The following is a 24,895-nucleotide window of genomic DNA, read 5'->3' as shown; positions in this document are numbered from 1 at the left end:
AGGGGGAGGGGCTTCGGCCATGTACGGTCGGACCCGACGACTCCAGGGGGGAGTGGTGGGGAGCAGCGGGGGAAAAGGACGCATCATGTCGCGTGTACCAGGATGGATCGGCCGGATCGGCGCCGGACTCACCGAACTCGGCGAGAAGCTGGACGAACGCCGCGCGGAGGTCGAGCTGGAGTCGCAGGGCTCCCTCGACGGCGAGGACGGCCTCGACCGGCACGTCCCCCTCGACGCGTCCGGCTCCCACCCGGAGACCCCCGGGTCCTCCCCCGACACGGCGGCGGACGCCGAGGCCTCCGCGCTCCCGGTCCAGCGCCCGTCCGAGGAGCGGGCCGCGGCGTACGCGTACGCGCCGGCCCACCAACGTCCCGACCCCGCCCTCGCCGTGCCGTGGGGGGTGCGCGTCGCCGCCGAGGCCGGCTGGCGGCTGCTCATCCTCGCGGGCACCGTCTGGGTGCTGATGCGGGTCATCAGCGCCGTGCAGCTCGTCGTGCTGGCCTTCGTGTCCGCGCTGCTCATCACCGCGCTGCTCCAGCCCACGGTGGCCCGGCTGACGCGGCACCGGGTGCCGCGCGGGCTCGCCACCGCGCTCACCGCGATCCTCGGCTTCGTCATCATGGGGCTGGTCGGCTGGTTCGTGGTCTGGCAGGTCCAGGAGAACGTCGACAACCTCTCCAACCAGATCCAGGACGGCATCGACGAGCTGCGCAAGTGGCTCCTCAAGGGGCCGTTCCACGTGACCGACAAGCAGATCAACGAGATCGCGAAGAACCTGCGCGAGGCGATCGGCGCGAACACGGACCAGATCACGTCGGCGGGCCTCCAGGGCGTCACGGTGATCGTCGAGACCCTCACGGGCATCCTGCTCACGATGTTCTCGACCCTGTTCCTGCTCTACGACGGCAGGCGGATCTGGGAGTGGTCGCTCAAGCTCGTCCCGGCCGCCGCCCGGACCGGGGTCGCGGGCGCGGGCCCGCGCGCGTGGCGCACGCTCACCGCCTACGTCCGCGGCACGGTGATCGTCGCTCTGATCGACGCGATCTTCATCGGCCTGGGCATCTACTTCCTCAAGGTCCCCATGGCCGTTCCGCTGGCCGTCTTCATCTTCCTCGGGGCGTTCATCCCGCTGGTGGGCGCGGTGATCTCCGGGGCGCTGGCGGTGGTGGTCGCGCTGGTGACCCAGGGCGTCTTCACCGCCGTGATGACCCTCGTCGTGGTCCTCGCCGTCCAGCAGATCGAGGGCCACATCCTGCAGCCCTTCATCCTGGGCCGCGCGGTGCGTGTCCACCCCCTCGCGGTGGTCCTCTCGGTCGCCGCGGGCGGCATGGTCGCCGGCATCGGCGGAGCGGTCGTCGCGGTCCCGCTGGTCGCGGTGACCAACACGGTGGTCGTGTACCTGCGTTCGTACGCGGGCGAGGCGGATCCGCGCCATGCCCCCGAGCCCCGCGGCGCCACCGCGGTGGACGCGTCCCCGGCTCACGAACGGACGCCGTAGCGGCCCTCGGACCGACGCACAGGGCCCCGTCCACCGTGAGGTGGACGGGGCCCTGTGCGTTCAGCGGGTTTCGGGCCCGCCCGGAGTGCGCGAGGACTACTCGGCGAGGACCGCCTCGGCGTCCAGCGTGGCGCCGACGGCCTGGAGCACGGCGGCGATCTTGACCGCCTCCTGGATCGTCTCCCGGTCGACGCCCGCCTTGCGGAGCACCTGCTCGTGGGAGTCGAGGCACTGGCCGCAGCCGTTGATCGCGGAGACGGCGAGCGACCACAGCTCGAAGTCGACCTTCTCCACCCCCGGGTTGCCGATGACGTTCATCCGCAGACCGGCGCGCATCGTCGCGTACTCGGGGTCCGACAGAAGGTGCCGGGTCCGGTAGAAGACGTTGTTCATCGCCATGATCGCGGCGGCCGACTTGGCGGCCGTGTACGCCTCCGGCGAGAGCTGAGCCTTCGCCTCGGGCTCCAGCTCACGCAGCACGCGCGGGGAGCGCGAGGCGATGGCGCAGGCCAGCACCGTGCCCCACAGCTGCTGCTGCGGGAGGTCGCTGTTGCCGATCACCGAACCGAGGTTCAGGCGCAGGTCCTTGGCGTAGTCCGGTATGGCGGACTTCAGTTCGTCGAGAGCCATGGAAGGTCACTCACCGGCCAGCAGGGCGACCGGGTCGAGGGTGCTCTCGCCCTTGGTCCAGTTGCACGGGCAGAGCTCGTCCGTCTGGAGGGCGTCCAGGACCCGCAGGACCTCCTTGGGGTTACGGCCGACGGAGCCGGCGGTCACCATGGAGAACTGGATCTCGTTGTTCTGGTCGACGATGAAGACGGCGCGCTTGGCGAAGCCGTCCTCGCCCTCGATGCCGAGGTCGCGCATGAGCTCGTGCTTCGAGTCGGCCATCATCGGGAAGGGCAGGTCACGCAGGTCGTCGTGGTCCTTGCGCCAGGCGTGGTGCACGAACTCGGAGTCGCCGGAGAAGCCGAGGACCTGGGCGTCACGGTCGGCGAACTCGTCGTTCAGCTTGCCGAAGGCCGCGATCTCGGTCGGGCACACGAAGGTGAAGTCCTTGGGCCACGCGAAGACGATCTTCCACTTGCCCTCGTAGGTCTTGTGGTCGATCTGCTGGAACTCCTGGCCCTTCTCCAGCGAGACGCAGGCGGTCAGGTCGAACGCGGGGAACTTGTCACCGACAGTGAGCACGAACTCTCCTAGCAGCTGGGGATAGCCCTTTTTGGGGGCATTTCCCCGGGGGATGGACGACGTAGATGGTGGCACAGGCAGCATTGATCCGTGAAATAGCTACACTTGGTCGTGTTGATCGAGTACGGCTATCAGTGACAGTCGGTGAACCGGCCCGGAGCGAGAGGTGCGGCCATGGCGAGCCCCACCGGAAGGGTCGGCGGCAAGGGCGGCGCGCGCCGCAGCCCCAGCCTCGCGCAGTTGCGCGCCTTCACCGCCGTGGCCGAGCACCTGCACTTCCGTGACGCGGCCGCCGCGATCGGCATGAGCCAGCCCGCGCTGTCCGGCGCCGTCTCCGCCCTGGAGGAGATCCTCGGGGTGACCCTGCTGGAGCGTACGACCCGCAAAGTGCTCCTGTCGCCCGCCGGTGAGCGTCTCGCCGTACGCGCCAGGGCCGTGCTGGACGAGGTCGGCGCGCTGATGGAGGAGGCGGAGGCCGTGCGCGCGCCGTTCACCGGGGCGCTGCGCCTCGGTGTCATCCCCACCGTCGCCCCCTATCTCCTGCCGACCGTCCTGCGTCTCGTCCACGACCGCTATCCCGACCTCGACCTCCAGGTGCACGAGGAGCAGACGGCCAGCCTGCTGGAGGGGCTCACGGTCGGACGGCTCGACCTGCTGCTGCTCGCGGTCCCCCTCGGTGTGCCCGGTGTCGTCGAACTCCCGCTGTTCGACGAGGACTTCGTGCTGGTGACCCCGCTGGGGCATCCGCTCGGCGGCCGGGAGGGCATTTCGCGCGCGGCCCTGCGGGAGCTGCGGCTGCTGCTGCTCGACGAGGGCCACTGCCTGCGCGACCAGGCCCTGGACATCTGCCGGGAGGCCGGGCGCGCGGACGCCCCCGTGACCACCACCGCCGCGGGCCTGTCCACCCTCGTCCAACTGGTCGCCGGCGGTCTCGGGGTGACCCTGCTGCCGCGCACCGCCGTCAAGGTGGAGACGACCCGCAGCAACCAGCTCCTCACCGGGTACTTCGCCGATCCGGCGCCCACCCGGCGGATCGCGTTCGCGATGCGGTCCGGTGCCGCGCGGAGCACGGAGTACCGGGAACTGGCGGATGCCCTGCGCGAGGCACTGCGTCCCCTGCCCGTACGGGTGTTGGGCGCGGAAGCCTGAACGGCCGTGCATAGTCGGTCATTCGGGCGACCGATGAGGTCCGACGACCGCCGGGATATTTCAACTTCCGTCAGGTGACGCGACTCTCGCTGGGGTGTCCGCCCCGGCTGATACACATACCTCCTCGGGGTGAATCGTCAGGCGTCTGTGCGAAGTGCCGGAATTTCCAAGGGGAGTGATGTCGGGCGTTCGGGATTCCCTCGGCAGGGTCGGATACGACCTGCTGTCGCACGCGCTCGGCGAATGCCGGAACGCACGGGCGACGGGAAAACTGCGGGTGTCCGGAAAACCCGGGGGAGTCTTCCACCTCCGTGACGGCTGCGTCGTCGCCGTCGAGAGCCCCGGCGCCCCGGGCGCGGAGGCGCGGCTGCTGCGCTCCGGCCGGGTCAGCGGTGAGCAGTGGGCCGAACTGCTCCGCGAGGCCAGCGGCGCCCGGTGGCCCGAGGCCGGGCTGATCGCGCACGGTTACGCGGGGGCCGCACAGCTCAGGGTCGTCTGCATGATGGCGATGCAGGACGCGGCCTTCGCCGTCGTGGCCGGCGACGTGGAGGCCTGCGACCCGCTCGACGCCGCCTTCGAGCCGTACGCCCCGGTCGTCCTCGGCGAGACTCCCGGGCGCCTGCTCCAGGACGCGGCGAGGAAGCTCGCGGCCGTCGCCGCCCTTCCCCGTCCCGTACGCCCGGACCGGGAACGCCCTGTGCCCGCGGTGGTTCCGGACGAGATACGCGAGCGGCTCCCGCCGCCGCAGAAGGAGTTGCTGGCCCACGCCGACGGCCGTCGGACCGCCCGTGACATCGCCTTCGCGACCGGCCTCGGCGCCTACACCGTCACGGTGGGGATGGCCCGCATGCTCGGCGAGGGGCTGCTGGAACTGCCGGCGGAGTCCGCCTCCGCCACCCGCGTCACCGTACGGGACCTGCCGACCGGGGCGCTCCGGCAGCGGCCGGCCGGAGCCCCGCCCGCCCTGGATCCCGAGGTGTTCTCCGCCCTGTCCTCCGCGGTGGCCGCCGGGGAGTCCCCACCGCCGGAGCCCCGGCCGGACCCCCTCCCGCGGTCCGGGGACACCGCTCCCGTCCTGCCCCGCAGGGAGCCCGGGGCGAACGCCCCGTCGCTGCCCCGCCGTGAGCCCGGAGCGAGCGGAATCACCGAAAGCCTCGCCCCCGAAAGGGCCGGGGTGAGCTGGAAAGGATTCTTCCGTCTGCGGCACCGGATCTGGACCCCGGACTCCGGTACGTGAAACCGAATACCTGCCATCGATCGAATGCGCACAACGACCAGGGAGTTCAATACATGAATCATGAGGCACTGGCCAGGGAAATGAGGGAACTCCGGGAACAGGTGCCCGGAATCACCGATACGGCGGTGGCGGCCGCCGACGGAATGCTCATCGCGGCCGACACCGCCGACGTCATCGACCCGGAGAGCCTCGCCGCGATCGCCGCCGCGGGCCTCGGCATCGCGCGCCGCGCGACCGCGGTGACCGGCCGGGGCGCGTTCCGCCAGACCGTGACCTACGGCAGCCAGGGCCTCGCGGCCTTCTACGCGGTCGGCGACACCGCGCTGATGATCGTCCTCGGTGACGAGGGCATCGACCTCGAACGGCTCCACGAGCGGACACGTCCGGCCCTCGGCCGCATCGGAGCGATCCTCACCGGGACCGGCCCCGACCCGCTCGCCGGGCCCCCGGCCGAGCCCGACCCGCTCGCCGGATCTCCCGCCGCATCCGACGCGCTCGTCGGAGCCGTGAACGACACCGCGACCGAAGGGGTATGACGACATGGCCACCAAGCGAATGACGCCGGGGTTCTCCGACCAGATCATGGGACTGGTCAAATCACTGCGCGCCGACGCCCCGGACTGCCTCGCCTCCGGGGCGGTCGACATGTCGACCGGAATGCTGCTGAGCTACGAGACCGTCGACAACCATCCGCCGGAGGTCCTGGACCTGCTCGCGGGCGCGACCCTCGACCTGTTCCAGGGGCGCACGGTCCAGATGATCGAGGACGTCTTCAAGGAGCGCCGGGGCATCGAGTCCGACACGCACTTCTTCCAGGAGATCCTGGTCAACAGCGACAACCTCACCCATCTGTTCATCCGCATGAGCGACCAGCAGGACGTGGTCGCCGTGGTCGTCTGCCGCAAGTCGGTCAACGTGGGCATGCTCTTCGCGCAGGTCCGCCGCGTGGTGAAGGAGTACAGCCTCTGAGCGCGGACCGGTGGCCCTCCCGGGCGGGGAGGGCCACCGGCGACGGCGTCGGTACCGGCCGCGGACGGCGTCCCGCCGCCCGCGCGCCCGTCCGGCGCCCTACTCCGTGCGCAGTCCGTCCGGCCGCATCAGCCGGACCAGCGGGGGCAGGCTGAGCAGGGTCACCAGGAGCACGACCCCCGCGCCGACGCCGGTCATCGACAGCACGCTCACCCAGTCCACGCTCACCGAGGTCCCCGTCATCTTGAGCAGGACCGTGCCGAGGGTGAGCCCCACGACCGCCGCGAGGCCGAGCCCCAGCGCGATCGGGATCGCGGTCTGCCACAGCACCGACATGCTCAGCGTGCGGCGGCGGGTGCCGAAGGCGACCAGCGCCGACAGCAGTTTCCTGCGCTCGCGCAGCTGCTCCAGCTGGGAGACCAGCAGGCTCACGCCGATCAGCGCCAGCACACAGGCGGCGCCCACGAACAGGCCGGTGCGGATGGAGGCGAACCTGCCGGACTCCACGGTGGCCGACCACGTCATCGGATCGGCGAGCGGATCGATCCGGGCCGCCGTGTTGCGCACGTACTCCTGCGCGTCCGGGACGGAGGGGTCCAGGCCGAGGAAGACGTGCCCGTGGACGGTCGCCGCCCCCTTCGCGGGCAGCGCCGCCGGGGTGACCAGGAAGCCGCCGCGTTTCACGCCGGTCATGTCGAGGCGCGTCTGCGCCTGCTTCAGCCCCCGTGGCACGGTCCAGGCGACCGGGGTGCTCTCGGTGTCCTCCTCGCCGTCGGCGGGGTCGAGGAACAGGGTCCGGAAGCCGGTCAGCTTCTGCATGTTGTCGTCGTAGTCGGAGCCCCGTAGTGCGAAGACGTCGCCCTCACGGCACGACGGCAGCGTCGCCACCTCGCGCAGCGCCGCACAGTCGCCCACGGTCACCTGGGCGTTCAGGTCGGCGGACATCCGCCGCTCGCCGAGATTCCCCTCGGACAGCGCGACGACCTTCCGCACCCCCTTGGTGGCGCCGAGCTCCCGGGTGACCCGCGCCATGGGGACGCCGTCCGGTACGGACACCTCCATCTGGGCCCGGGTGACGTCCTGGCCGGTCGCCTTCGTGTAGTCCGCGTCCACCCCGGTGAACAGCATCTGCAACGCGATGGCCCCGGCCACCGCCACGGCGATGCCGTTGACCATGCGGGCCGCCGAGCCGCTGCTCAACTGGAGCCTGCGCACCGCGAGCTGCCAGGCGACCCCGCCCGAGTGCAGCCGCGCGACGACCGCCTCCACCACCCAGGGCAGCAGCGCGGTGACCCCCACGAGCAGCAGCAGCACGCCGCAGGTGACCATGTACTGGTTGAAGTCCCCGTTCTCCCGGCCCTGACCGAGCATCGGGTACAGCAGGGCGAGCCCGCCGGCCGGCAGCAGCAGTCGCCACCACAGCCGGCGGCGCGCGGGCCTGGCCGTGCGCACCACACCGAGCGGCTCGATGACCACACCGCGCAGCGCGAACAGGGTCACCAGCACGGCGGCCATCGGGACGGCCACCGCGACCAGTACGGCGAGCGCGGGGGAGGGGTTGAGGTAGCTCGGGAAGACGCTCACCCGGAACACCTCCGCGGTGCCCGCGATCTGACGTCCGGCCAGGAAGAAGAGCGTGCCGAGGACCAGCCCGAGCAGTGCTCCCGCGAGTGCCTCGCCGGCCGCGATCCGCCGTACCATCCGGCTGTCGGAGCCGATCAGCCGCAGCGCCGCCAGCCGCCGGTCGCGCCGCTCGCCGCCGAACCGCACGGCCGTGGCGACGAACACGGCGACCGGCATCAGCAGGACGGCGAACACGACGAGGACGAGCAGCAGCAGTACCGGGTCGGCGGCCTCCTCGGCGAACGGGTGGGGCTCGCCGAACGCGCTGATGCGGGCCACGTTCGGCGGGTCGATCTTCGCGGCGAGGCCGTCGACGCCCGCGTAGTAGGCGAGTTCGTGCGAACCGATCAGGCCGCTCTCGCCGATGGTCCCGGTGATCCGGTACGGCAGCCGCTCGCGCAGCAGTGCGCCGTCGTCGGATTCCAGCAGTTTCTTCAGCGCGGGGGAGACGACCATGTCGCCCACCGCCGGGAACGTCCGCAGGCCCGGCGGCACCGGTGCCCGCGGTCCGTCCGGCTGCACCAGCCGGCCGCGCACGTCGTCGCCGTGATAGGTGCTGTCGAGGTCCGCGATCACCAGGGTGTCGTCGGCCGGAGGCTTCGGGGTGTAGTCGTAGGTGTAGTCCCGCCGCGCCTGCTCACGCTCGTGCCGCGCGCTCAGCACGTTCGGCAGCGCGGTGGTGAGCAGCAGCAGCGCCACCCCCAGGCCCACGCCGACGGCCGTGAGCAGGGTCCGGATCCAGCCCTCGCGCCCGCCGGTGAAGGCGAAGCGGACCCCCATGGCCAGGTCCCTGGACCAGCCCCAGGACCTCGACCCCTCCGGGGCGCCGGGGCCTTCCCGCCGCACGCTCATACGACCCGCTCCATGTCCCTGGACCTGCCGTCCCGCACGACGACCTCGCGGTCCGAGTACGCGGCCACGCGCGCCTCGTGCGTGACGAGCACGACGGCGGCGTTCGTCGAGCGGGCCGCGTCGGTCAGCAGCTCCATCACGCGCTCGCCGTTGAGGGAGTCGAGCGCGCCGGTCGGCTCGTCGGCGAACAGCACCCGGGGGCTGGTGACCAGCGAACGGGCGACGGCCACCCGCTGTCCCTGGCCGCCGGACACCTCGCCCGGCCGCTTGCCCTTGAGGTCGTCGACCTCGAGACGCTCCATCCACGACAGCGCGGTGCGCTCGGCCTCCTTGCGGCCGGTGCCGTTCAGCCGCAGCGGCAGCGCGACGTTCTCGACACAGCTCAGCTCCGGCACGAGCTGGCCGAACTGGAAGACGAACCCGAACTCGGAACGGCGCAGCGCACTGCGCTGGGAGTCGTTCATCGTCGCCATCTCGCGGCCGTCGTACGTGATCGAGCCGGAGTCGGGCGTGACGATGCCGGCGAGGCAGTGGAGCAGGGTGGACTTGCCGGAGCCGGAGGGGCCCATCACGGCGACGACCTCGCCGGGATGTATGGAGAACGCGGCACCGTCCAGCGCGGTGGTCGGCCCGTACGTCTTGCGCAGCTCCGAGGCGGTGAGCAGGGAGCCCGGGGGAGGGGTGGGCGAGGTCATCGGGCCGTCACCGCCTCGGCGAGCCTGTCGAGGCGCGCGGCCGTCAGTTCCAGCCATCGCAGGTCGGCCTCCAGGTGGAAGAGGGCGTGGTCGCAGATCAGCTGATCGGCGAGGTCGCCCTTGCGCTTGCGTTCGGTCAGCATCCGCATCATCCGCAGGTGCTCCGAACGCTGGGTGTCGAGGAGCTCGCTCGCGTCCCGGCGGGTCAGCAGGGCGAGGACGACCTTCGTGTACAGGGTCGACTGGAGGTAGGGCTCGGGCTTCTCCGGCGTCGCGAGCCAGCGCCGCACGTCGGTGACGCCGGCCTCGGTGATCGCGTACCGCTTGCGCTCGGGTCCGTCGCCCGCCTCGATCCCGTCGATCTCGACGAGTCCGTTCTTCAGCAGTCGTGACATCGTCGAGTAGACCTGGCCGTAGTGCAGGGGCCGGTCGTGACCGAATTTCTCGTCGAAGGCCCGCTTCAGGTCGTAACCGTGGCGCGGCCCGGACTCCAGGAGCCCTAGAAGGGTGTGACCGATGGACATGCACAGCACTCTACACACGGCGTATACACCGCGTGTATACGCGCCGTGTACAGGTCGGGGAAAGGGCGGTCCGGGCGGGGTGAACCGGCTGGTCGCGGCCGATTGTCACGGTTCTGGAACCGTCCCGCCCGACGGCGCCGGACCGGTCCCCGGCGCCCGCTCCTCCGGGCCTTCCGGGGCGGTCCGGTTCGGTCCGGGGCGGCCCGGGGGAGGGGTGCGGGCGGACGGCGCGCAGGGCGGCGCCGGGGAGCGGCCCGGGAGGGCCGGACGGCGGCGAGAGCCCCCGGCCGATGCCGTGCGCGGCGCGTTCCCGAGCCCGGGACCCGGCGGGCCGGGCACCCCGCCCGCGGCTTCCGGCACCGGACGCGCCCGGTACGGGAGAGGGGTCGTGGGGCGTGCGGGAAGGGTGTGACGACGGGACGGGTCCCCGCCGCGCGAGGGCCCGCCCCCGCCCTGTCCGAGTGCTCACACTTCATTCCTCGCGGCAACCTTCTGCCCCTCCTGCTCGTCGCATTCAGTGGGGGTGTGCTCAAGGCGTGCTGATTGTCACGTCCGGAAAAGACAGGATCGGCGCCCCTTTGTCATAGCGCGCGGTGTTAGCTTGCTGAGCTGACCTGACCGGCGAACTTGTGTGCCACACGAGAATGAAGCGGAGCGGATCGACCCATGGGACGAGCTGAAGAGAGACGAGCGCGGCAGGCAGAGGGCCGCCGCGCCGCGCCCCAGAGCTCGCCCGGTGGGCACGAAGCAGCGCGCTCCGGGCCCCCGTCCCCTGGCGCGAAGGCGGGCGGCAAGCCCCGCCGCACCGGCATACGCCGGTTCGTGAACTGGAAGACGATCCTCGGGACGTTCCTCGGCTTCTGCCTGCTCGGCATGGGCGGCTTCATCGTGCTCTACATGATCGTCCCGGTGCCCGAGGGCAACGAGGCCGCGAAGCGCCAGAGCAACATCTACGAGTACAGCGACGGCTCCATGCTCGGGCGCAGCGGCAAGGTCAACCGCGAGATAGTCGACCTGTCCAAGGTGCCCAAGGCCGTCCAGAAGACCTTCGTCGCCGCCGAGAACAAGACCTTCTACGGCGACTCGGGCATCGACCTCAAGGGCACCGCCCGAGGTCTGATCAACACCCTCTCCGGCAAGGGCAAGCAGGGTGGTTCGACGATCACCCAGCAGTACGTCAAGAACTACTACCTCAGCCAGGACCAGACCGTCACGCGCAAGCTGAAGGAAATGGTCATCTCGTTGAAGGTGGACCGCAAGAAGTCCAAGGAGGACATCCTCGCGGGCTACATCAACACCAGCTACTACGGCCGCAACGCGTACGGCATCCAGGCCGCGGCGCAGGCGTACTACCAGGTCGACGCCCAGAAGCTCTCGGTCGCGCAGGGCGCCTACCTCGCCTCGCTGCTCCAGGCCCCGAGCCAGTACGACTGGGCGGTCGCCTCGAAGACCGGCAAGAAGCTCGTCCAGGCCCGCTGGAACTACACCCTCGACAACATGGTCGAGATGCACTGGCTCGACGCGGGCAAGCGCGCGGGCCTGAAGTTCCCGGTCCCCAAGGAGCCCAAGGGCGCGCCCGGCATGGAGGGCCAGACCGGCTACCTGGTGGAGACGGCCAACAACGAGGTGGCCAAGCAGCTCGTCGCCGAGGGCACCGCCGAGGACCTGGACGACGCCAAGGCCCTGCTCACCGCGGGCGGCTGGACCATCAAGCTCAACATCGACAAGAAGAAGCAGGACCTGCTCGAGAAGACGGTCAAGCAGCAGCTCACCAGCAAGCTGGACCCGAAGAAGCGCAAGGTCGACGCCGACGTCCAGGCCGGTGCCGTGTCGGTCGACCCCAAGACCGGCAAGGTCCTCGCGATGTACGGGGGCACGGACTACTTCAAGCACTACTTCAACAACGCGACGCGTGACGACTACCAGGCCGCGTCGACGTTCAAGCCGATGATCCTCGCGGCCGCCCTGGAGGAGCAGGCCAAGACGCAGTCCGGCAGGCCGATCGCCGCGAACACGGTCTACGACGGCACCAACCGCCGTCCCGTCGTCGGCAGCGACATCGGCTTCGCGCCGCCGAACGAGGACGAGGCCAGCTACGGTCCCGTCACCGTGCAGACCGCGATGAACAAGTCCATCAACTCCGTCTTCGCGCAGATGGGCGTCGACGTCGGCATGGACGAGGTGCTGAAGGTCGCGGGCAAGCTCGGCATGAGCACCAAGGGGCTCCAGGCGGTGCCCGCCCAGACCCTCGGCTCCATGGGCGCGAGCCCGCTGGAGATGGCGGGCGCCTACGCCACGCTCGACAACCACGGCAAGAAGGTCACCCCGACGATCGTCGCCTCGGCCGAGCACAAGGACGCCACGGTCAAGATGCCGGACCCGATCGGCGAGCGGGTCATCAGCGAGGAGGCCGCCGACACGGTCACCTCGGTGCTGACCGGCGTGGTCGACGACGGTACGGCCAGGGAGTCCGTGGCCAACAACCCGGCCCGCGACGGCCAGCAGGTCGCCGGCAAGACGGGTACGTCGGACAAGAACAGGTCAGCCTGGTTCACCGGCTACACCCCGAACCTGGTCACCTCGGTCCTGCTGTTCGGCGAGGACCCGAAGAGCCACGCTCATGTCCCGCTGTACGGGGCAGGTGGCGTGCCGCGCGTCAACGGCGGTGGCTTCCCGGCGAAGATCTGGGCGGCCTACACGTTCGAGGCAATGGCGGGGAAGGTCACCAAGTTCGACCTGAACACCACCTCGGGCGCGGCGGTGGCGCCGACCGGCCTTCCCACCGTCACCCAGACGCCGTCCAGCACGCCGTCGTCGACCCCGACCACCGAGGAGCCGACGACGCAGCCGCCCACCACCAGCAGCCCGCCGACCCCCACGACCGAACCGACGACGACCGAACCGACGACGACGGCCCCGTCCACACCGACGAGTTCGCCCACCGGTGACGTCATCGACGATCCGTTCGGTCAGACGAGCCAGTAGCGCGCGAGCCGCTGACGCGTGAGGAGGGCACCCGGAGATCCGGGTGCCCTCCTTCTTCTCTGCCGTTGCTCCGCGGCGGACGCCCCTTCGGCGCTTCAGCCTCCGCCGGTACCCCGCGCGATCCGGTCCCCGGTCAGTTCCGGTTCAGCTCGAACCAGACCACCTTGCCGGTGCTCAGCCGGGTCGCCCCCCACCGCCGCGCCATCCGGTTCACCAGGAACAGCCCGCGACCGCCCTCGTCCGTGGCCCGTGCCTGCCGCAGCCGCGGCAGCTGGGGCACGTCGTCGCCGACCTCGCAGCGCAGCACGTCCGTCCGCAGCAGCCGCAGCGTCACCGGCCGCGACGCGTACCGCACGGCGTTCGTCACGACCTCGCTGACCAGCAGCTCCACGGAGTCGGTCAGGTCCTCCATGCCCCAGCGGGCCAGGGCCCGCCGGGCCAGGCGCCGGGCCCGGCCGGGCGCCGCGTCCTCCGGCTCCAGGAACCAGTACGCGACATCGCTCGGCGCGATCCCGTCGAACCGCGCCGCGAGCAGCGCGATGTCGTCGTCCCGGTCCCCCGGGCCGAGCATGTCGAGGACCTCGTCGCACAGCGCTTCCAGCGGCGGCGGATGATCCGGCCCGGTCAGCGCCGCGACCGCCGCGAGCTTCTCCCGCAGCTGCTCTATCCCGGTCCAGACGTCACGCAGCCGCGACTCGACCAGACCGTCCGTGTACAGCAGCAGCGTCGCCCCGGCCGGAGCGTCCAGCTCCACCGCCTCGAAATCGACCCCGCCCACACCGATGGGGGCGCCCGGAGGAACCCGCAGCACCTCGGCCCGTCCGCCCAGGTGCAGCAGCACCGGCGGCGGATGGCCCGCGTTGGCGATGGTGATCCGGTGCGACACCGGGTCGTAGACGGCGTACAGGCAGGTCGCCATGCGGTCGGTGCCGAGCCGCTGCGCCTGCTCGTCGAGATGGTGCAGCACCTCCTGCGGCGGCAGATCGAGCCCCGCGAGGGTCTGCGCCGTCGTCCGCAGCTGGCCCATGATCGCCGCCGACGTCATGGAATGGCCCATCACGTCACCGACGACCAGCGCGACCCGGCTGCCCGGCAGCGGGATCGCGTCGTACCAGTCGCCGCCCACCCGCGCCGTCTCCGCGGCCGGCAGGTAACGGGAGGCGAGCCGCACCCCCGTGGGCCGCGGCAGCGTCTCGGGCAGCATCGTGCGCTGCAACTCGTCGGCGATGTACGCCTCACGGCCGTACAGCACCGCCTTGTCGATGCCGAGCGCGCTGTGCGTGGCGAGCTGTGCCGCGACCAGCAGGTCGTCCGCCTCGAAGGCGAGCCGCTCCGGCCGGCGAAGGAACAGCGCCGCCCCGATCACCCGGCGCCTGCCGCGCAGCGGGGCGAGGATCGCGCGCTGCCCGCTCGGCACCGGCAGATCGTCGCCGAGCAGCTCGGGCAGCGCGGCACGCGCGGCGGGCGCGTCCGCGAACACCGGCCGCACCCCGCGCAACACCTCGGCCAGCGCACCGCCGGGGCGCACCTCGCACAGCTCGGCCGTCATCGCCGACAGCTCACTGGGCTCGGGCCGCAGCGCGGGCAGGAAACCGCTCTCGGTGTCCCGCTCCTCGGGAATCCGGTCCGTGCGCCGCAGGCGCAGCACGAGAGGACCCGTCGGCCGCTCGTCACCGACCGGCAGCGGGTCGCGCAGATAGACGAGGATCGTGTCGGAGAAGGTCGGCACGGTCGCCCGGCACAGCCCCATCACGATCTCGTCGAGGTCGATGCCCCGGGCGATCCGCCGGGTCGCGGCGCCCACGAAACGCAGCCGGTCCCCGTCCCGCCGCATCGGCATCGGGCCGCCCGTCGGCACGCCCCGCCCGGCACGGCGCTCCTTGCCGCCGGAAGCCCGCGGGACCCGGCCCTGCTCGGCGTCCGGCTGGATCGGGATGCCCTCCGGCGCGGGCCGGGGGCGGTGCGTGTCGGGCTCGGCCGCCGAGGGCTGCGAGTGCTCGGAACCGGGCTCGGAGGACGCGGACGAGGACGGCACGTCCGTGCCCGAGGACGCGGACATGCCGGTGTCGCCGGACGCCCGGCCACCGCCCTTCCCGCGCTTTCCGCGCGGCTTCGACGCACCCGAACTCCGCGGCGCGTCGCCCGTGCGGGCCTGTACCGGTAATGCGCCGGAACCCGGAAGCTGGGACGGCGGTTCCGAGGTACGCAGGAGCGCCCCGCGAGGGTCCGCGGGGCCGGCGCCGCTCTGCCGGCGCTCGTGCGAGGTGGGGTGCTCCGTCACGCGTGTCGAGTCCATCCGTCCGGGACCGCGCGCCGCGCGCGCAGTTCTTCCCGCAGCCCCGATACCCGGAATGTGTGCCCCAGGAACGGATTCTGCGTGTCGTCAGGTCCGGGACCGACGGCGGGAACGGCCGTCGCCCGGCACGGTACGGCTCGCCGACGGCCGAAAACGGCCCGCGCCGACAGCGGGGCGCCGGCCGAAGACCTGGCCCGTACGGCCGTCGTGGCGAGCCCGCGCGCTGCGACCGGTTTTGGGCCGGCCACGCCGCCGTACGCCTCGTACCCCTCGCTCACGTCCTGCCGCCCCTCGGTGACATATGGTCAAGCCCGGCTCATCCTGCGGGAGTTGTTGTTGCCGTGCGCCCTTGCGGAAGACGATCCTACGGTTGTACCACGGGGGCGCATCAAGGGTCTCATGAGGACACGTGCGCGGGCGTACGGTCCCAGTCATCCGGCAGAACGGGAACCGGCCAGCTCGGATCCGGTCTCCAGTGCTGCCATCCGTCCGAGAACGGCGCGCCCCAGGCGCGGATCACCTCCACCGCCGACCACCCCGCTTCCCTCACGCGTGACGCCAGTTGAGCATCCATCAGACCGGCCCGCTGCGCCATGGCGAATTCGTCCTCGTCGAGCCAGTGCCAACTGCGGTCCGGGTGGACCGAGATGTCGAGGAAATGGTCCTCGGAGTCGACCCCGCCCGCCCAACGGGTCAGCGGAGCCTCCAGGTTCACGTACCAGTTCTTGAAATGCCAGCCCTGTTCCCAGAACAGCCACACCGACCAGGCCTCGCCCGGCCGCGCCAGCTTCAGCACCCCGGTCCCGGTCCAGCGGCCCCGCCGCACCGCGCGAGGCTTCGTGTAGCGCGACTCCAGCGGCTCTCCGTGCACCGGCGAGCCGTCGGCCAGCACGGGCCTCACGCACTCCGTTCCCGGCGCCATCCACACCGCGAGCAGGTCGGCGTCGTCCCGGACGACCGTCACGGGGCGGCAGATGTGGACGCTCTCCCCGGCGTTCTCCCGGTACCGCCACAGGATCTGGTTCCCGGGCTCCCAGTACGCCGCCGGCCCGCCCGCTTCCGCTCGTCTCACCGCTCCACCCTCCGCCATGGCCAGATATTAGGTGCCCCCGGCATACGACGCTGCGGTACGCGTCACGGTTCACGCCTTCGGGAAGCCGCTGTCACAGAGCCGTCATCAGGCGTTTCTCCCCGGAACCGGACCGTTACGGGTGCGTCATCCGCAGGACATCCAGCGCCTCGTCCAACTGCTCCACGGTCAGGTCCCCGCGCTCCACGTACCCCGACTCCAGCACCACCCGGCGAATCGTCTTGCGCTCCGCCAGCGCCCTCTTCGCCACCTTGGCGGCCTCCTCGTACCCGATGTACCTGTTCAGCGGCGTCACCACCGACGGGGACGACTCCGCGTACTCGCGGGCCCGCTCGCGGTGCGCCACGATCCCGTCGACCGTCCGGTCGGCGAGCAGCCGCGAGACGTTCGCGAGCAGCCGCACCGACTCCAGCACGTTCTTGGCGATCACCGGCAGCATCACGTTGAGCTCGAAGTTCCCGGCCGCGCCCGCGGCGGCGACCGTCGCGTCGTTGCCCGTCACCTGTGCGGCGACCATCAGCACCGCCTCCGGAATCACCGGATTCACCTTGCCCGGCATGATCGAGGATCCCGGCTGGAGGTCCGGGAGGCTGATCTCGGCCAGTCCGGTGCGCGGCCCGGAGGCCATCCACCGCAGATCGTTCGCGATCTTCGTCAGTCCGACGGCGATGGTCCGCAGCTGTCCGCTGGTCTCCACGATCCCGTCGCGCGCGCCCTGCGCCTCGAAGTGGTCGCGGGCCTCGGTCAGCGGCAGCCCGGTCGCCCGCGCCACCTCCGCGATCACCGCGGCGGAGAACCCGGGCGGGGTGTTGATCCCCGTCCCCACGGCCGTGCCGCCGAGCGGCAGTTCGGCCAGCCGCGGCAGCGAGGCCTCCATCCGCTCGATCCCGTACCGCACCTGGGCCGCGTACCCCCCGAACTCCTGGCCGAGCGTCACCGGCGTCGCGTCCATGAGGTGGGTGCGCCCCGACTTCACCACATCGGCGAACTCCCGCGACTTGCGCTCCAGCGAGGCGGCGAGGTGCTCCAGCGCGGGCACGAGATCGCGGGTCACGGCGGCGGTCGCGGCGATGTGGATCGAGGACGGGAACACGTCGTTGCTCGACTGCGACGCGTTCACCTGGTCGTTGGGGTGGACCTCCCGGCCCAGCCGCTCGCCGGCGAGCGTCGCGATCACTTCGTTGGCGTTCATGTTGGAGGAGGTGCCCGAGCCCGTCTGGAAGACGTCGACCGGGAAGTGCGCGTCCCAGCGGCCTTCGGCGACCTCCGCGGCGGCCTCCTGGATCGCCTTCGCGACGTCCTCGCCGATCACGCCCAGCTCGCCGTTCACCTTCGCGGCGGCCCCCTTGATCCGGGCGAGGGCCTCGATGTGCGCGCGCTCGATGCGCTGCCCCGAGACGGGGAAGTTCTCCACGGCGCGCTGCGTCTGCGCCCGCCACTTCGCCTCCGCGGGCACCCGCACCTCGCCCATGGAGTCGTGCTCGATCCGGTAGTCGCTCATGTGAGAGAGAGCACCACGGTGCATAAGGTTGTTCCCCGTTCCGGATCAGCGCTCCCGCAGTTGTTCGTCCAAACGGCCCAATTGGTCCAGAAGGCCCTGGTTGCCACGCCACTTGATCAGTTGCCGCAGACCGTCCATGTCGGCATGCTCGGACGCTTTCGACACGTTCTGCAGTAGATCGATACATCTCCGTATCTGGTGTCGATTGAGATCGAGCGCGGCCAGGGCAGGGTAACCCCGGAGCAGTTGGACGAACTCCGCGGCCTCGTCGGCGCTCTGGAGCGAGAGCATGCTCTCGAAAAAATCTGCTTCCCTGCCCAGAAGCCTGCCCGCCGCGCGCCGGACCCGGCGTCCGCCCAGGACCTCGCGCGCCAAGGAGGCGAGAGAGATGAACGGGAAGAGCAGGGCAAGGCAGATGGCGATGGTCAGATAGATGATGCGGCCGATGTGGCCGGCCAGGGTCAGGAGATAGTAGAGAAGGATGAAGGGCCCCGCCGTGATCGCGTACCGCACCACGGTCAAGATCGCGAATTTCAGCCAGTCGTGGCCCGACAGCTTTCTGAGCGGGTGGCGCTCTATACGGACGGCGGCCGGGACCGCCAGCAGCAGACGACCCGTGGTGAGCCTTTGGGCCGAGGTGCCGTAGTAGGCCAGGAAGAGCGCACTGGGTCCCCAGAGGAGCGTCAGGACACTCAAGGGCATGTACAGGACGAGTGCCAGTGTCCCGTTCTCTGCATGGCCCTGCGCGATCTCTATGGCGCCCCACACGGCCAGCCCCGCCGCTGACATTCCCGCACACATGACGCCCACTCCCAGCAGGGCGTCGGTCTCGATGTCCTGCATCTGCCAGCCCAGGCTCCGCTCCGCGACCTGCTCGACCAGTCGGTGGGCCCGGCTCTTCGCCGATCCGTACGACAGCGGCGAGCTGGAGTGGAACCACCAGAAGTAGAAGAACGGGACGAGCCACCACCACAGCACTTCGTCCCGCAGGCTCCACCACGTGGTGTTGAGGACCAGGCCGATGAGTGTGTGCAGCACACACAGGAAAGCGAGACCCAGTGGAACACGACTGATCACCTTGCGTACCCGGACCAGGTCGTCGCTGTTGCGCAGCCGTTGAAGATCCACGTCCACGGCGTGCAGTTCGGCGGTGAGCGACCGTTCGCTGAGCATGGTGATCAGCAGGCGGCGGATCGACTGGGAGATGGCCGGCGACAACTCGGCCAGCGTCGCGCAGTCGCGGAGGGCGGTGGCCCGGATCCAGTTGCTGTCGCCCGAGAAGGCCCGGTCGATGTATCGTTCCCGGCTTTCCTCCGGCAGGAGCGGCAGACAGTCGACGGCGAATTTCCGGTCGCTGATGCTGCCGCGTTCCCAGGCGGCCGAGACCAGCAACTCGACGTGTTCCTCGATCACCTCCGGAGGCCGCTCCACTCGCCCGTGATAGGCCGTCGTCAGCAGCTCCAGGCCGTGCACGGCCTCTGGCGACCACTGGAACGGCGCGTGCGCGGACGGCACCTCATGACCGTCACCACCCACGATCGCCTCGTACACGGACCGGGGCCGCGGTACGGCCCCGCCACTCCTCTCCGCCTCCTGGTATCTGCTCCATTCGGCCACCAGCAAGGCAGCCAGCTCCTCCAGCAGCGGGTCGGCGACCACGGGGGAGCCGACTTGCAGGACGGTGACGGCGGTCTCGCGCCACTTGCCGTGAGTGGCCAGCTCCCGCCCGGGTACGGCTGAGGGGTCGCGGGCGACGTAGCGGCTCGCGAAGTACTGCTGGACCCGCCGGTGCCCGAACGAGATCCGGAGTTTTCCGGAGTAGTCGGGGAGCTGGGTCAACAGCCCGGACTCCCGCAGGACGCCGAGCAGCCGGTCGCGCGCGTGCCCGTCCCCGCCCGTGGCGTCGTCGATCTCCTTCTGATAGCTCTGCTCGTCCACCGACAGCGCGCCACGGCTCGACGTCAGCCGGAAGGCGAACGCCGAGAGGAAGTCCTCGGTCCGCCGCTGTTCGGTCTGTAGTCCCTCCACGTCCTCCCGCAGGCTGAAGGTCTGCAATGCGGGAACAAGCCGCTGCTCGACATACCCTTCGAACAACGCGCTGGGACGGTCAGGCAGGGCGTTCCTGGTCTTCACGTATTCGGCGAGGAGTGACAGGCTCAGTGGGTTCTGCAACTCCACCGCGAACCCGTGCCGCGGGTCGGTCAGCAGTGGCTGGACCATGTCGATGCGCCTGCGGTCGAGCCCTGCCTGGTGCAGGAAGTCCTCCTGCTGCGCGGGGGACATGCCGAGGATCTGGAGCCGGGTCCAACTGCCGGTTCTCCGGGGCCCCTTGTATTCACGGGACGCCACGATGCACCGGCCTCCACCGCCGATCAGCTCGATGACCGTGTTCACGTACGGTTGCACGGCTTTGTCGACGGTGGCGCTGCCAAGGACTGCGGGGATCTCGTCGAAGGAGTCGAACAGCAGGGTCACCCGCCGGTGGCGGATGTCCGCGTCGAAAAAGTGCGCGAAATATGTCGTGAGATCAGGACTGCCCCTTGAAGCGGTCTGCTCTTCGATGTACTGCCGCAGGACATGCGTGTTGATCTCGTCGGGTTTGGCCTTCAGCTCCCGCAGGTTGACGTAGAGCGGCAGCGGCGCGTCGGGGGTCCTGCCGTCCCGGATGCCGGATAGCCGGGTCATGGCGTGATGCCGCAAGGCCACGCTCTTGCCCGCGCCCGGTGCACCCTGGAGCAGAACCAGATTGGTCTGCGGTTCGGCGAGCACCGCGGTCAACGGCCGGGTCACGGTCCGGCCGCGGCGGTCACGCAGTCTGCGGCGACCCGTCCCTGGGTGGCGGTCGACGTATTCGACGATGGTGGTCAGTTCCACGAAGGCCTTGTTGAGCCAGCTGATCTCGTTCTGTGAGTAGTCCAGCTTGTTGAGCAGAGTGGTGGCCACAGCCTTGCGGAACTCGGTCCCGTCCCCGGGCGGGGGAGGTGGCGCCGGGACCGGCACGAGATGGGCAGGTTGCTCCAACACGAACCTGACCGTGTTGAAGAAGGTCTGCCCGGCGTTGATGACGGTGTCCGGGCTCCAGCCAGCCTGGTTGAACTCTGGAGGGCGGAGCGTGGGGCCCGCGTCGAGCACGTCTTCGAGGACGCCCCGCTCACCGAGGATCCGGTCGGCTTCCTGCACGAACAGGACCAAGGCCCGGACGACTTCATTGTCGTAGTGGTCCGGGGATTCTCGGACTTCGGTGATGAGCCTGCGGAGCAACGGCTGCAGGGCTCTGTTGACCTGAGGGAGCAGTTCTTCTATGTGCTGCTCCGGACGCAACGGAACGGACTCCTCCGGAATCGCCATGCGGCAGCCCTTCAGAGGTGCTGGCCGGCGTACTGGGCCAGGGAGTCCACCGCGGTGCCGAGTTCGAGGGCGGCTGTCGCCGTACCTCCGAGCGCCCGCAGTCGGTGCGCGATCCGTGTCAGGCGGCCGGACACGGCGTCGCCGTCAGTGGCGTCGACGCCGTCCGTGTCCGCGGTGGGATCGGCCGCCGCGAGGTCCTGGTCGAGTTCCCGGCGCTCCTCCGTGGGCAGATCCGTCAACTCTTGGACTTTGGAGCGAAGTTCGTTGAGCGCGGCGACGAACTCCGCGGTTCCGCTCTGTTCGGTCAGGTGCAGATCTCCTGTGATGTTGTAGACCTTGCTGCCTTGGAGCTGCCAGTTCTCTTGATGGAACGTCATGATCCCCCGCCTTTCCGGCATGTGACGCTGAACCAGGATAGATAGAGACATGGGGAAAATGGCAGAGTCAAGCGATGGGGCCGCGTGAGCCGTCCCTCCGCAAGTCGTTTCCGGATCGGCCTCTCGTCGGCGGGGGAGAGGCACGCGATGGCGGCGTCCGCCCATCGGCCGCCAGGATCTGCTCGCCCTGCCCAGCTGCGATGCGGCGACACGTACGCCCGACGTGCCGCAGGAGTTCGAGATCGGCGTCGCGACCGTCCACCGCCGCATACGCGAGGCCGTCGAAGTGCCGGCCGGCCGGGCACAGGCCCTGGCCGAGGCGATGAGACCTTCCGGACGAAGGAGTACGTGATCCTGGGCGGCACCCTCCTGCCTGTCGACCGGATCACCGATGTCGTGGAGGCCGTCGTCATCCCTCACCACGTCTCGACCTGAGGTCGGAAAGGGGTCATCGCCGTGAGCGCTCAGTGGCCAGGGCGGGGACGTTGCCGGGTGACGGCACGACAACGCCCCCGCCGGTCGGACCGGCGGGGGCGTGAGAAGCGCCTACGGGCTCAAGTCACGCCTGACGCACCGGGATCGTGGTGAAGGTCGGGGCGGGCGCCGGGTCCTGGAAGAAGTCGTTGCCCTTGTCGTCGACGACGACGAACGCCGGGAAGTCCTCGACCTCGATCTTCCAGACGGCCTCCATGCCGAGCTCCTCGTACTCGACGACCTCGACCTTCTTGATGCAGTCCTGGGCGAGCCGGGCCGCCGGTCCGCCGATGGAGCCGAGGTAGAAGCCGCCGTGCGCGTCGCAGGCGTCCGTGACCTGCTTGCTGCGGTTGCCCTTGGCGAGCATCACCTTGGAGCCGCCCGCCGCCTGGAACTGCTCGACGTAGGAGTCCATGCGGCCGGCGGTCGTCGGGCCGAAGGAGCCGGACGCGTAGCCCTCGGGGGTCTTGGCCGGGCCCGCGTAGTACACCGGGTGGTCCTTCAGGTACTGCGGCATGTCCTCGCCCGCGTCCAGCCGCTCCTTGATCTTGGCGTGCGCGATGTCGCGCGCCACGACGAGCGGGCCGGAGAGCGAGAGACGGGTCTTGACCGGGTACTTCGTCAGCTCGGCCAGGATGTCGTCCATCGGCTGGTTCAGGTCGATGCGGACGACGTCGCCGGCCTCGTCCAAGTGCTCGTCCGTGGTCTCCGGCAGGAACCGCGCCGGGTCCGTCTCCAGCTGCTCCAGGAACACGCCCTCGGCGGTGATCTTCGCGACGGCCTGGCGGTCGGCCGAGCAGGACACGGCGATGGCGACCGGGCAGGACGCGCCGTGGCGGGGCAGGCGCACCACGCGCACGTCGTGGCAGAAGTACTTGCCGCCGAACTGCGCGCCGATGCCGATCTTCTGGGTCAGCTCGAAGACCTTCTCCTCCAGCTCCTTGTCCCGGAAGCCGTGGCCGAGCTCGGAGCCCTCGGAGGGGATCTCGTCCAGGTAGTGCGCGGAGGCGTACTTCGCGGTCTTCAGCGCGTACTCGGCGCTCGTGCCGCCGACGACGATCGCCAGGTGGTACGGCGGGCAGGCGGCCGTACCGAGCGAACGGATCTTCTCCTCCAGGAACTTCATCATGGAGGCCTCGTTCAGGACGGCCTTCGTCTCCTGGTACAGGAAGGACTTGTTGGCGGAGCCGCCGCCCTTCGCCATGAACAGGAACTTGTAGGCACCGCCGTCGGTGGCGTACAGCTCGATCTGCGCCGGCAGGTTCGAGCCGGTGTTCTTCTCGTCCCACATGGTCAGCGGGGCCATCTGCGAGTAGCGCAGGTTCAGGTTCTTGTACGCGTCGTAGATGCCGCGCGAGAGGGCGGCCTCGTCGCCGCCCTCGGTGAGCACGTTCTGCCCGCGCTTGCCCATGACGATCGCCGTGCCGGTGTCCTGGCACATGGGGAGCACGCCCGCGGCCGCGATGTTCGCGTTCTTCAGCAGGTCCAGCGCGACGAACTTGTCGTTGCTCGACGCCTCGGGGTCGTCGATGATGCGGCGCAGCTGGGCGAGGTGCGCCGGGCGCAGGTAGTGCTGGATGTCGTGGATGGCCTCCGCGGCGAGCTTGCGCAGCGCCTCCGGCTCCACCTTGAGGAACGTGCGCCCGTCGGCCTCGAAGGTGGAGACACCCTCGGAGGTCACCAGCCGGTACGGGGTGGTGTCCTCTCCCTGGGGGAGCAGATCGGTGTACGCGAACTCAGGCATCTCGCCCATTCCTCACTCGACAGACAGCGTTCGGGGCCAACCCCTTGGTCCGCCTCGGGCGCGCCCCCTCGGCTCGTTCGCCGGAGGCATGCCGTCATCGGCAGCGTCCACCAGCGTAGAACCTGGCGCGGACGCCGAGGCTGTGAGGTAAGGCTCAGTTCGGACGCCGGACCGTCCGCCCCGGCGGAGCGGCGGGTTTCGGGTGGACGGCGGCCGAGGGGTAGTCGCGATCTATCGCGTTTGGGTACGCTGTCGCCGTGGACCTTCAAAAGAGCCCCGACGCGAGTGCCGCCACGGTGGCGAAGCCTGCCGAGCTGCGCGCCTCCGACGCCGACCGCGACCGGATCACCGACATCCTGCGCGAGGCCCTGGCCGAGGGGCGCCTGACCCCGGAGGAGCACGCCGAGCGGGTCGAGGGCGTGCTGGCCACCAAGACGGTGGGCGAGCTCGACCGCTTCGTCCAGGACCTTCCCGCCGCCCACACCGGCCGCGCGACCTCCGCGTACGTCTCCGCGCCCAACCGCCCCGCCCTGGGCGCGATCCCGGCGGAGGCCGACGAGAACGTGGTGGCGGTCTTCAGCTCCGCCGTCCGCAAGGGCCGCTGGCGGGCGGGCCGGCGCATCCACGCGTACTCGGTCTTCGGCAACGTCGAGATCGACCTGAGCGAGGCGATCTTCGAGTACCAGCAGGTCGTGATCAAGGCGATCTCGGTCTTCGGCAACGTCGAGATCTTCGTCCCGGAGAACGTCTCGCTGCGCGGCAGCGGCGGCGGGGTGCTCGGCAACTTCGAGGTGGACACGCTGGATTCGGGCGACCCCGACGCACCCGTGGTCTACATCGACGGTCTCGCCGTCCTGGGGAACGTCGAGGCGCGGCCCAAGCGCGGCAAGCTCATCGCGGACATCCTCGACCGGGTCACGAGCCGGGTGAACGAGCGGGTGGCGGACCGGCTGGACCGGAGTTTGCGCAAGCACCTCGGTCATTGACGCTCGTGAAGGCACGGGCGACGGACGCGGGTCCGTCCGGCTCCGGACGATCGATCACGCGTGAGAACGGCCGGGCTTCGGCACGCAGTGCATAGGCGCGCGCACAGCGGGTAGGGCTTGCTGCATCGTCTCTTGGAGGGCGCTGCGGAACTTCCGCGGTGCCCGGCACGCTTGCGAAGCCGTCGTCAGGAGTAGACCGTGCTGCAACCGCCGCGTCAGTCCCTGCAGGTAGCTGCCGTACCGGCCCAGCGGGAGCCCGTGCGGGACAGGGATCAGGAAGCGCCATGGCACACGGAGGCGGTGTGCAGGCGTGACGAAGCCGGCCTGTTCTTCGCGCCGTCCAAGGAGCCGACCGC

General features: G+C 70.3%; 18 protein-coding genes and 1 pseudogene. 8 read left to right on the top strand and 11 right to left on the bottom strand.

What is annotated here, in order from left to right:
• Positions 1 to 85: 85 nt before the first annotated feature.
• Complete coding sequence (locus tag CW362_RS35880) at positions 86 to 1,498, top strand: AI-2E family transporter (protein ID WP_103553790.1); 1,413 nt, start codon at positions 86 to 88, stop codon at positions 1,496 to 1,498.
• A gap of 96 nt (positions 1,499 to 1,594) precedes the next feature.
• On the opposite strand, the gene CW362_RS35875 is transcribed toward CW362_RS35880, so the two are convergent.
• Positions 1,595 to 2,128: an alkyl hydroperoxide reductase gene (locus CW362_RS35875; RefSeq protein ID WP_103553789.1), complete on the bottom strand. Its 534-nt coding sequence runs from the start codon at positions 2,126 to 2,128 to the stop codon at positions 1,595 to 1,597.
• Between the two features lie 6 nt (positions 2,129 to 2,134).
• Positions 2,135 to 2,689, bottom strand: coding sequence for a peroxiredoxin (locus CW362_RS35870; protein WP_103553788.1), 555 nt, complete (start codon positions 2,687 to 2,689; stop codon positions 2,135 to 2,137).
• Between the two features lie 174 nt (positions 2,690 to 2,863).
• Here CW362_RS35870 and CW362_RS35865 point away from each other — a divergent pair, with 174 nt between their 5' ends.
• The 4 genes from CW362_RS35865 (at position 2,864) to CW362_RS35850 (ending at position 6,044) form a co-directional block, all read left to right on the top strand.
• Entirely contained in the window at positions 2,864 to 3,838 is a 975-nt protein-coding gene (locus CW362_RS35865) for a LysR substrate-binding domain-containing protein (RefSeq protein WP_103553787.1), read from the top strand.
• A 178-nt stretch (positions 3,839 to 4,016) separates the two neighbouring features.
• The gene (locus CW362_RS35860; RefSeq protein ID WP_103553786.1) at positions 4,017 to 5,075 is read left to right on the top strand and encodes a MarR family transcriptional regulator; all 1,059 of its coding nucleotides are present in this window, start codon (positions 4,017 to 4,019) and stop codon (positions 5,073 to 5,075) included.
• A 53-nt stretch (positions 5,076 to 5,128) separates the two neighbouring features.
• Positions 5,129 to 5,611: a roadblock/LC7 domain-containing protein gene (locus CW362_RS35855; RefSeq protein WP_103553785.1), complete on the top strand. Its 483-nt coding sequence runs from the start codon at positions 5,129 to 5,131 to the stop codon at positions 5,609 to 5,611.
• 4 nt (positions 5,612 to 5,615) lie between these two features.
• A complete protein-coding gene (locus tag CW362_RS35850) occupies positions 5,616 to 6,044 on the top strand; it encodes a hypothetical protein (protein ID WP_103553784.1) in 429 nt (142 codons plus the stop codon).
• A gap of 99 nt (positions 6,045 to 6,143) precedes the next feature.
• On the opposite strand, the gene CW362_RS35845 is transcribed toward CW362_RS35850, so the two are convergent.
• Genes CW362_RS35845 through CW362_RS35835 form a run of 3 tightly spaced genes read right to left on the bottom strand, consistent with a single transcriptional unit; the run spans position 6,144 to position 9,738 of the window.
• On the bottom strand, positions 6,144 to 8,519 hold the full coding sequence (locus tag CW362_RS35845) for an ABC transporter permease (RefSeq protein ID WP_162684341.1): 2,376 nt from the start codon (positions 8,517 to 8,519) through the stop codon (positions 6,144 to 6,146).
• Positions 8,516 to 9,214 carry an ABC transporter ATP-binding protein gene (locus CW362_RS35840; protein WP_103553782.1) on the bottom strand — a complete coding sequence of 233 codons (699 nt, stop codon included), beginning with the start codon at positions 9,212 to 9,214 and terminating at the stop codon, positions 8,516 to 8,518. Before CW362_RS35840 ends, CW362_RS35845 begins: the two co-directional genes overlap by 4 nt.
• The gene (locus CW362_RS35835; RefSeq protein WP_103553781.1) at positions 9,211 to 9,738 is read right to left on the bottom strand and encodes a PadR family transcriptional regulator; all 528 of its coding nucleotides are present in this window, start codon (positions 9,736 to 9,738) and stop codon (positions 9,211 to 9,213) included. Before CW362_RS35835 ends, CW362_RS35840 begins: the two co-directional genes overlap by 4 nt.
• A gap of 666 nt (positions 9,739 to 10,404) precedes the next feature.
• Here CW362_RS35835 and CW362_RS35830 point away from each other — a divergent pair.
• Complete coding sequence (locus CW362_RS35830) at positions 10,405 to 12,723, top strand: transglycosylase domain-containing protein (protein WP_103553780.1); 2,319 nt, start codon at positions 10,405 to 10,407, stop codon at positions 12,721 to 12,723.
• Positions 12,724 to 12,856: 133 nt separating this feature from the next.
• Here CW362_RS35830 and CW362_RS35825 read toward each other — a convergent pair whose 3' ends face one another.
• From CW362_RS35825 to CW362_RS35795, 6 genes are all read right to left on the bottom strand, one after another.
• Positions 12,857 to 15,019 carry an ATP-binding SpoIIE family protein phosphatase gene (locus CW362_RS35825; RefSeq protein WP_206301160.1) on the bottom strand — a complete coding sequence of 721 codons (2,163 nt, stop codon included), beginning with the start codon at positions 15,017 to 15,019 and terminating at the stop codon, positions 12,857 to 12,859.
• A gap of 397 nt (positions 15,020 to 15,416) precedes the next feature.
• Entirely contained in the window at positions 15,417 to 16,109 is a 693-nt protein-coding gene (gene fomD / locus CW362_RS35820; protein WP_103553779.1) for a cytidylyl-2-hydroxypropylphosphonate hydrolase, read from the bottom strand.
• A 115-nt stretch (positions 16,110 to 16,224) separates the two neighbouring features.
• Positions 16,225 to 17,610: a class II fumarate hydratase gene (locus CW362_RS35815; RefSeq protein ID WP_103553778.1), complete on the bottom strand. Its 1,386-nt coding sequence runs from the start codon at positions 17,608 to 17,610 to the stop codon at positions 16,225 to 16,227.
• Positions 17,611 to 17,655: 45 nt separating this feature from the next.
• Entirely contained in the window at positions 17,656 to 20,958 is a 3,303-nt protein-coding gene (locus CW362_RS35810; protein ID WP_103553777.1) for an NACHT domain-containing protein, read from the bottom strand.
• 11 nt (positions 20,959 to 20,969) lie between these two features.
• Complete coding sequence (locus tag CW362_RS35805) at positions 20,970 to 21,335, bottom strand: hypothetical protein (protein ID WP_103553776.1); 366 nt, start codon at positions 21,333 to 21,335, stop codon at positions 20,970 to 20,972.
• Between the two features lie 559 nt (positions 21,336 to 21,894).
• Entirely contained in the window at positions 21,895 to 23,553 is a 1,659-nt protein-coding gene (locus CW362_RS35795; RefSeq protein WP_162684340.1) for a fumarate hydratase, read from the bottom strand.
• A gap of 257 nt (positions 23,554 to 23,810) precedes the next feature.
• Here CW362_RS35795 and CW362_RS35790 point away from each other — a divergent pair, with 257 nt between their 5' ends.
• Positions 23,811 to 24,539 carry a DUF1707 SHOCT-like domain-containing protein gene (locus tag CW362_RS35790; RefSeq protein WP_103553774.1) on the top strand — a complete coding sequence of 243 codons (729 nt, stop codon included), beginning with the start codon at positions 23,811 to 23,813 and terminating at the stop codon, positions 24,537 to 24,539.
• A gap of 198 nt (positions 24,540 to 24,737) precedes the next feature.
• Positions 24,738 to 24,895, top strand: a pseudogene (locus CW362_RS44985) (WhiB family transcriptional regulator); the annotation flags it as partial.

It is taken from the genome of Streptomyces populi (genome assembly GCF_002911015.1).
Classification (GTDB): domain Bacteria; phylum Actinomycetota; class Actinomycetes; order Streptomycetales; family Streptomycetaceae; genus Streptomyces; species Streptomyces populi.
The sequence above is the reverse complement of the archived record's forward strand: the minus strand, read 5'-3'. Positions and strand labels throughout refer to the sequence as shown.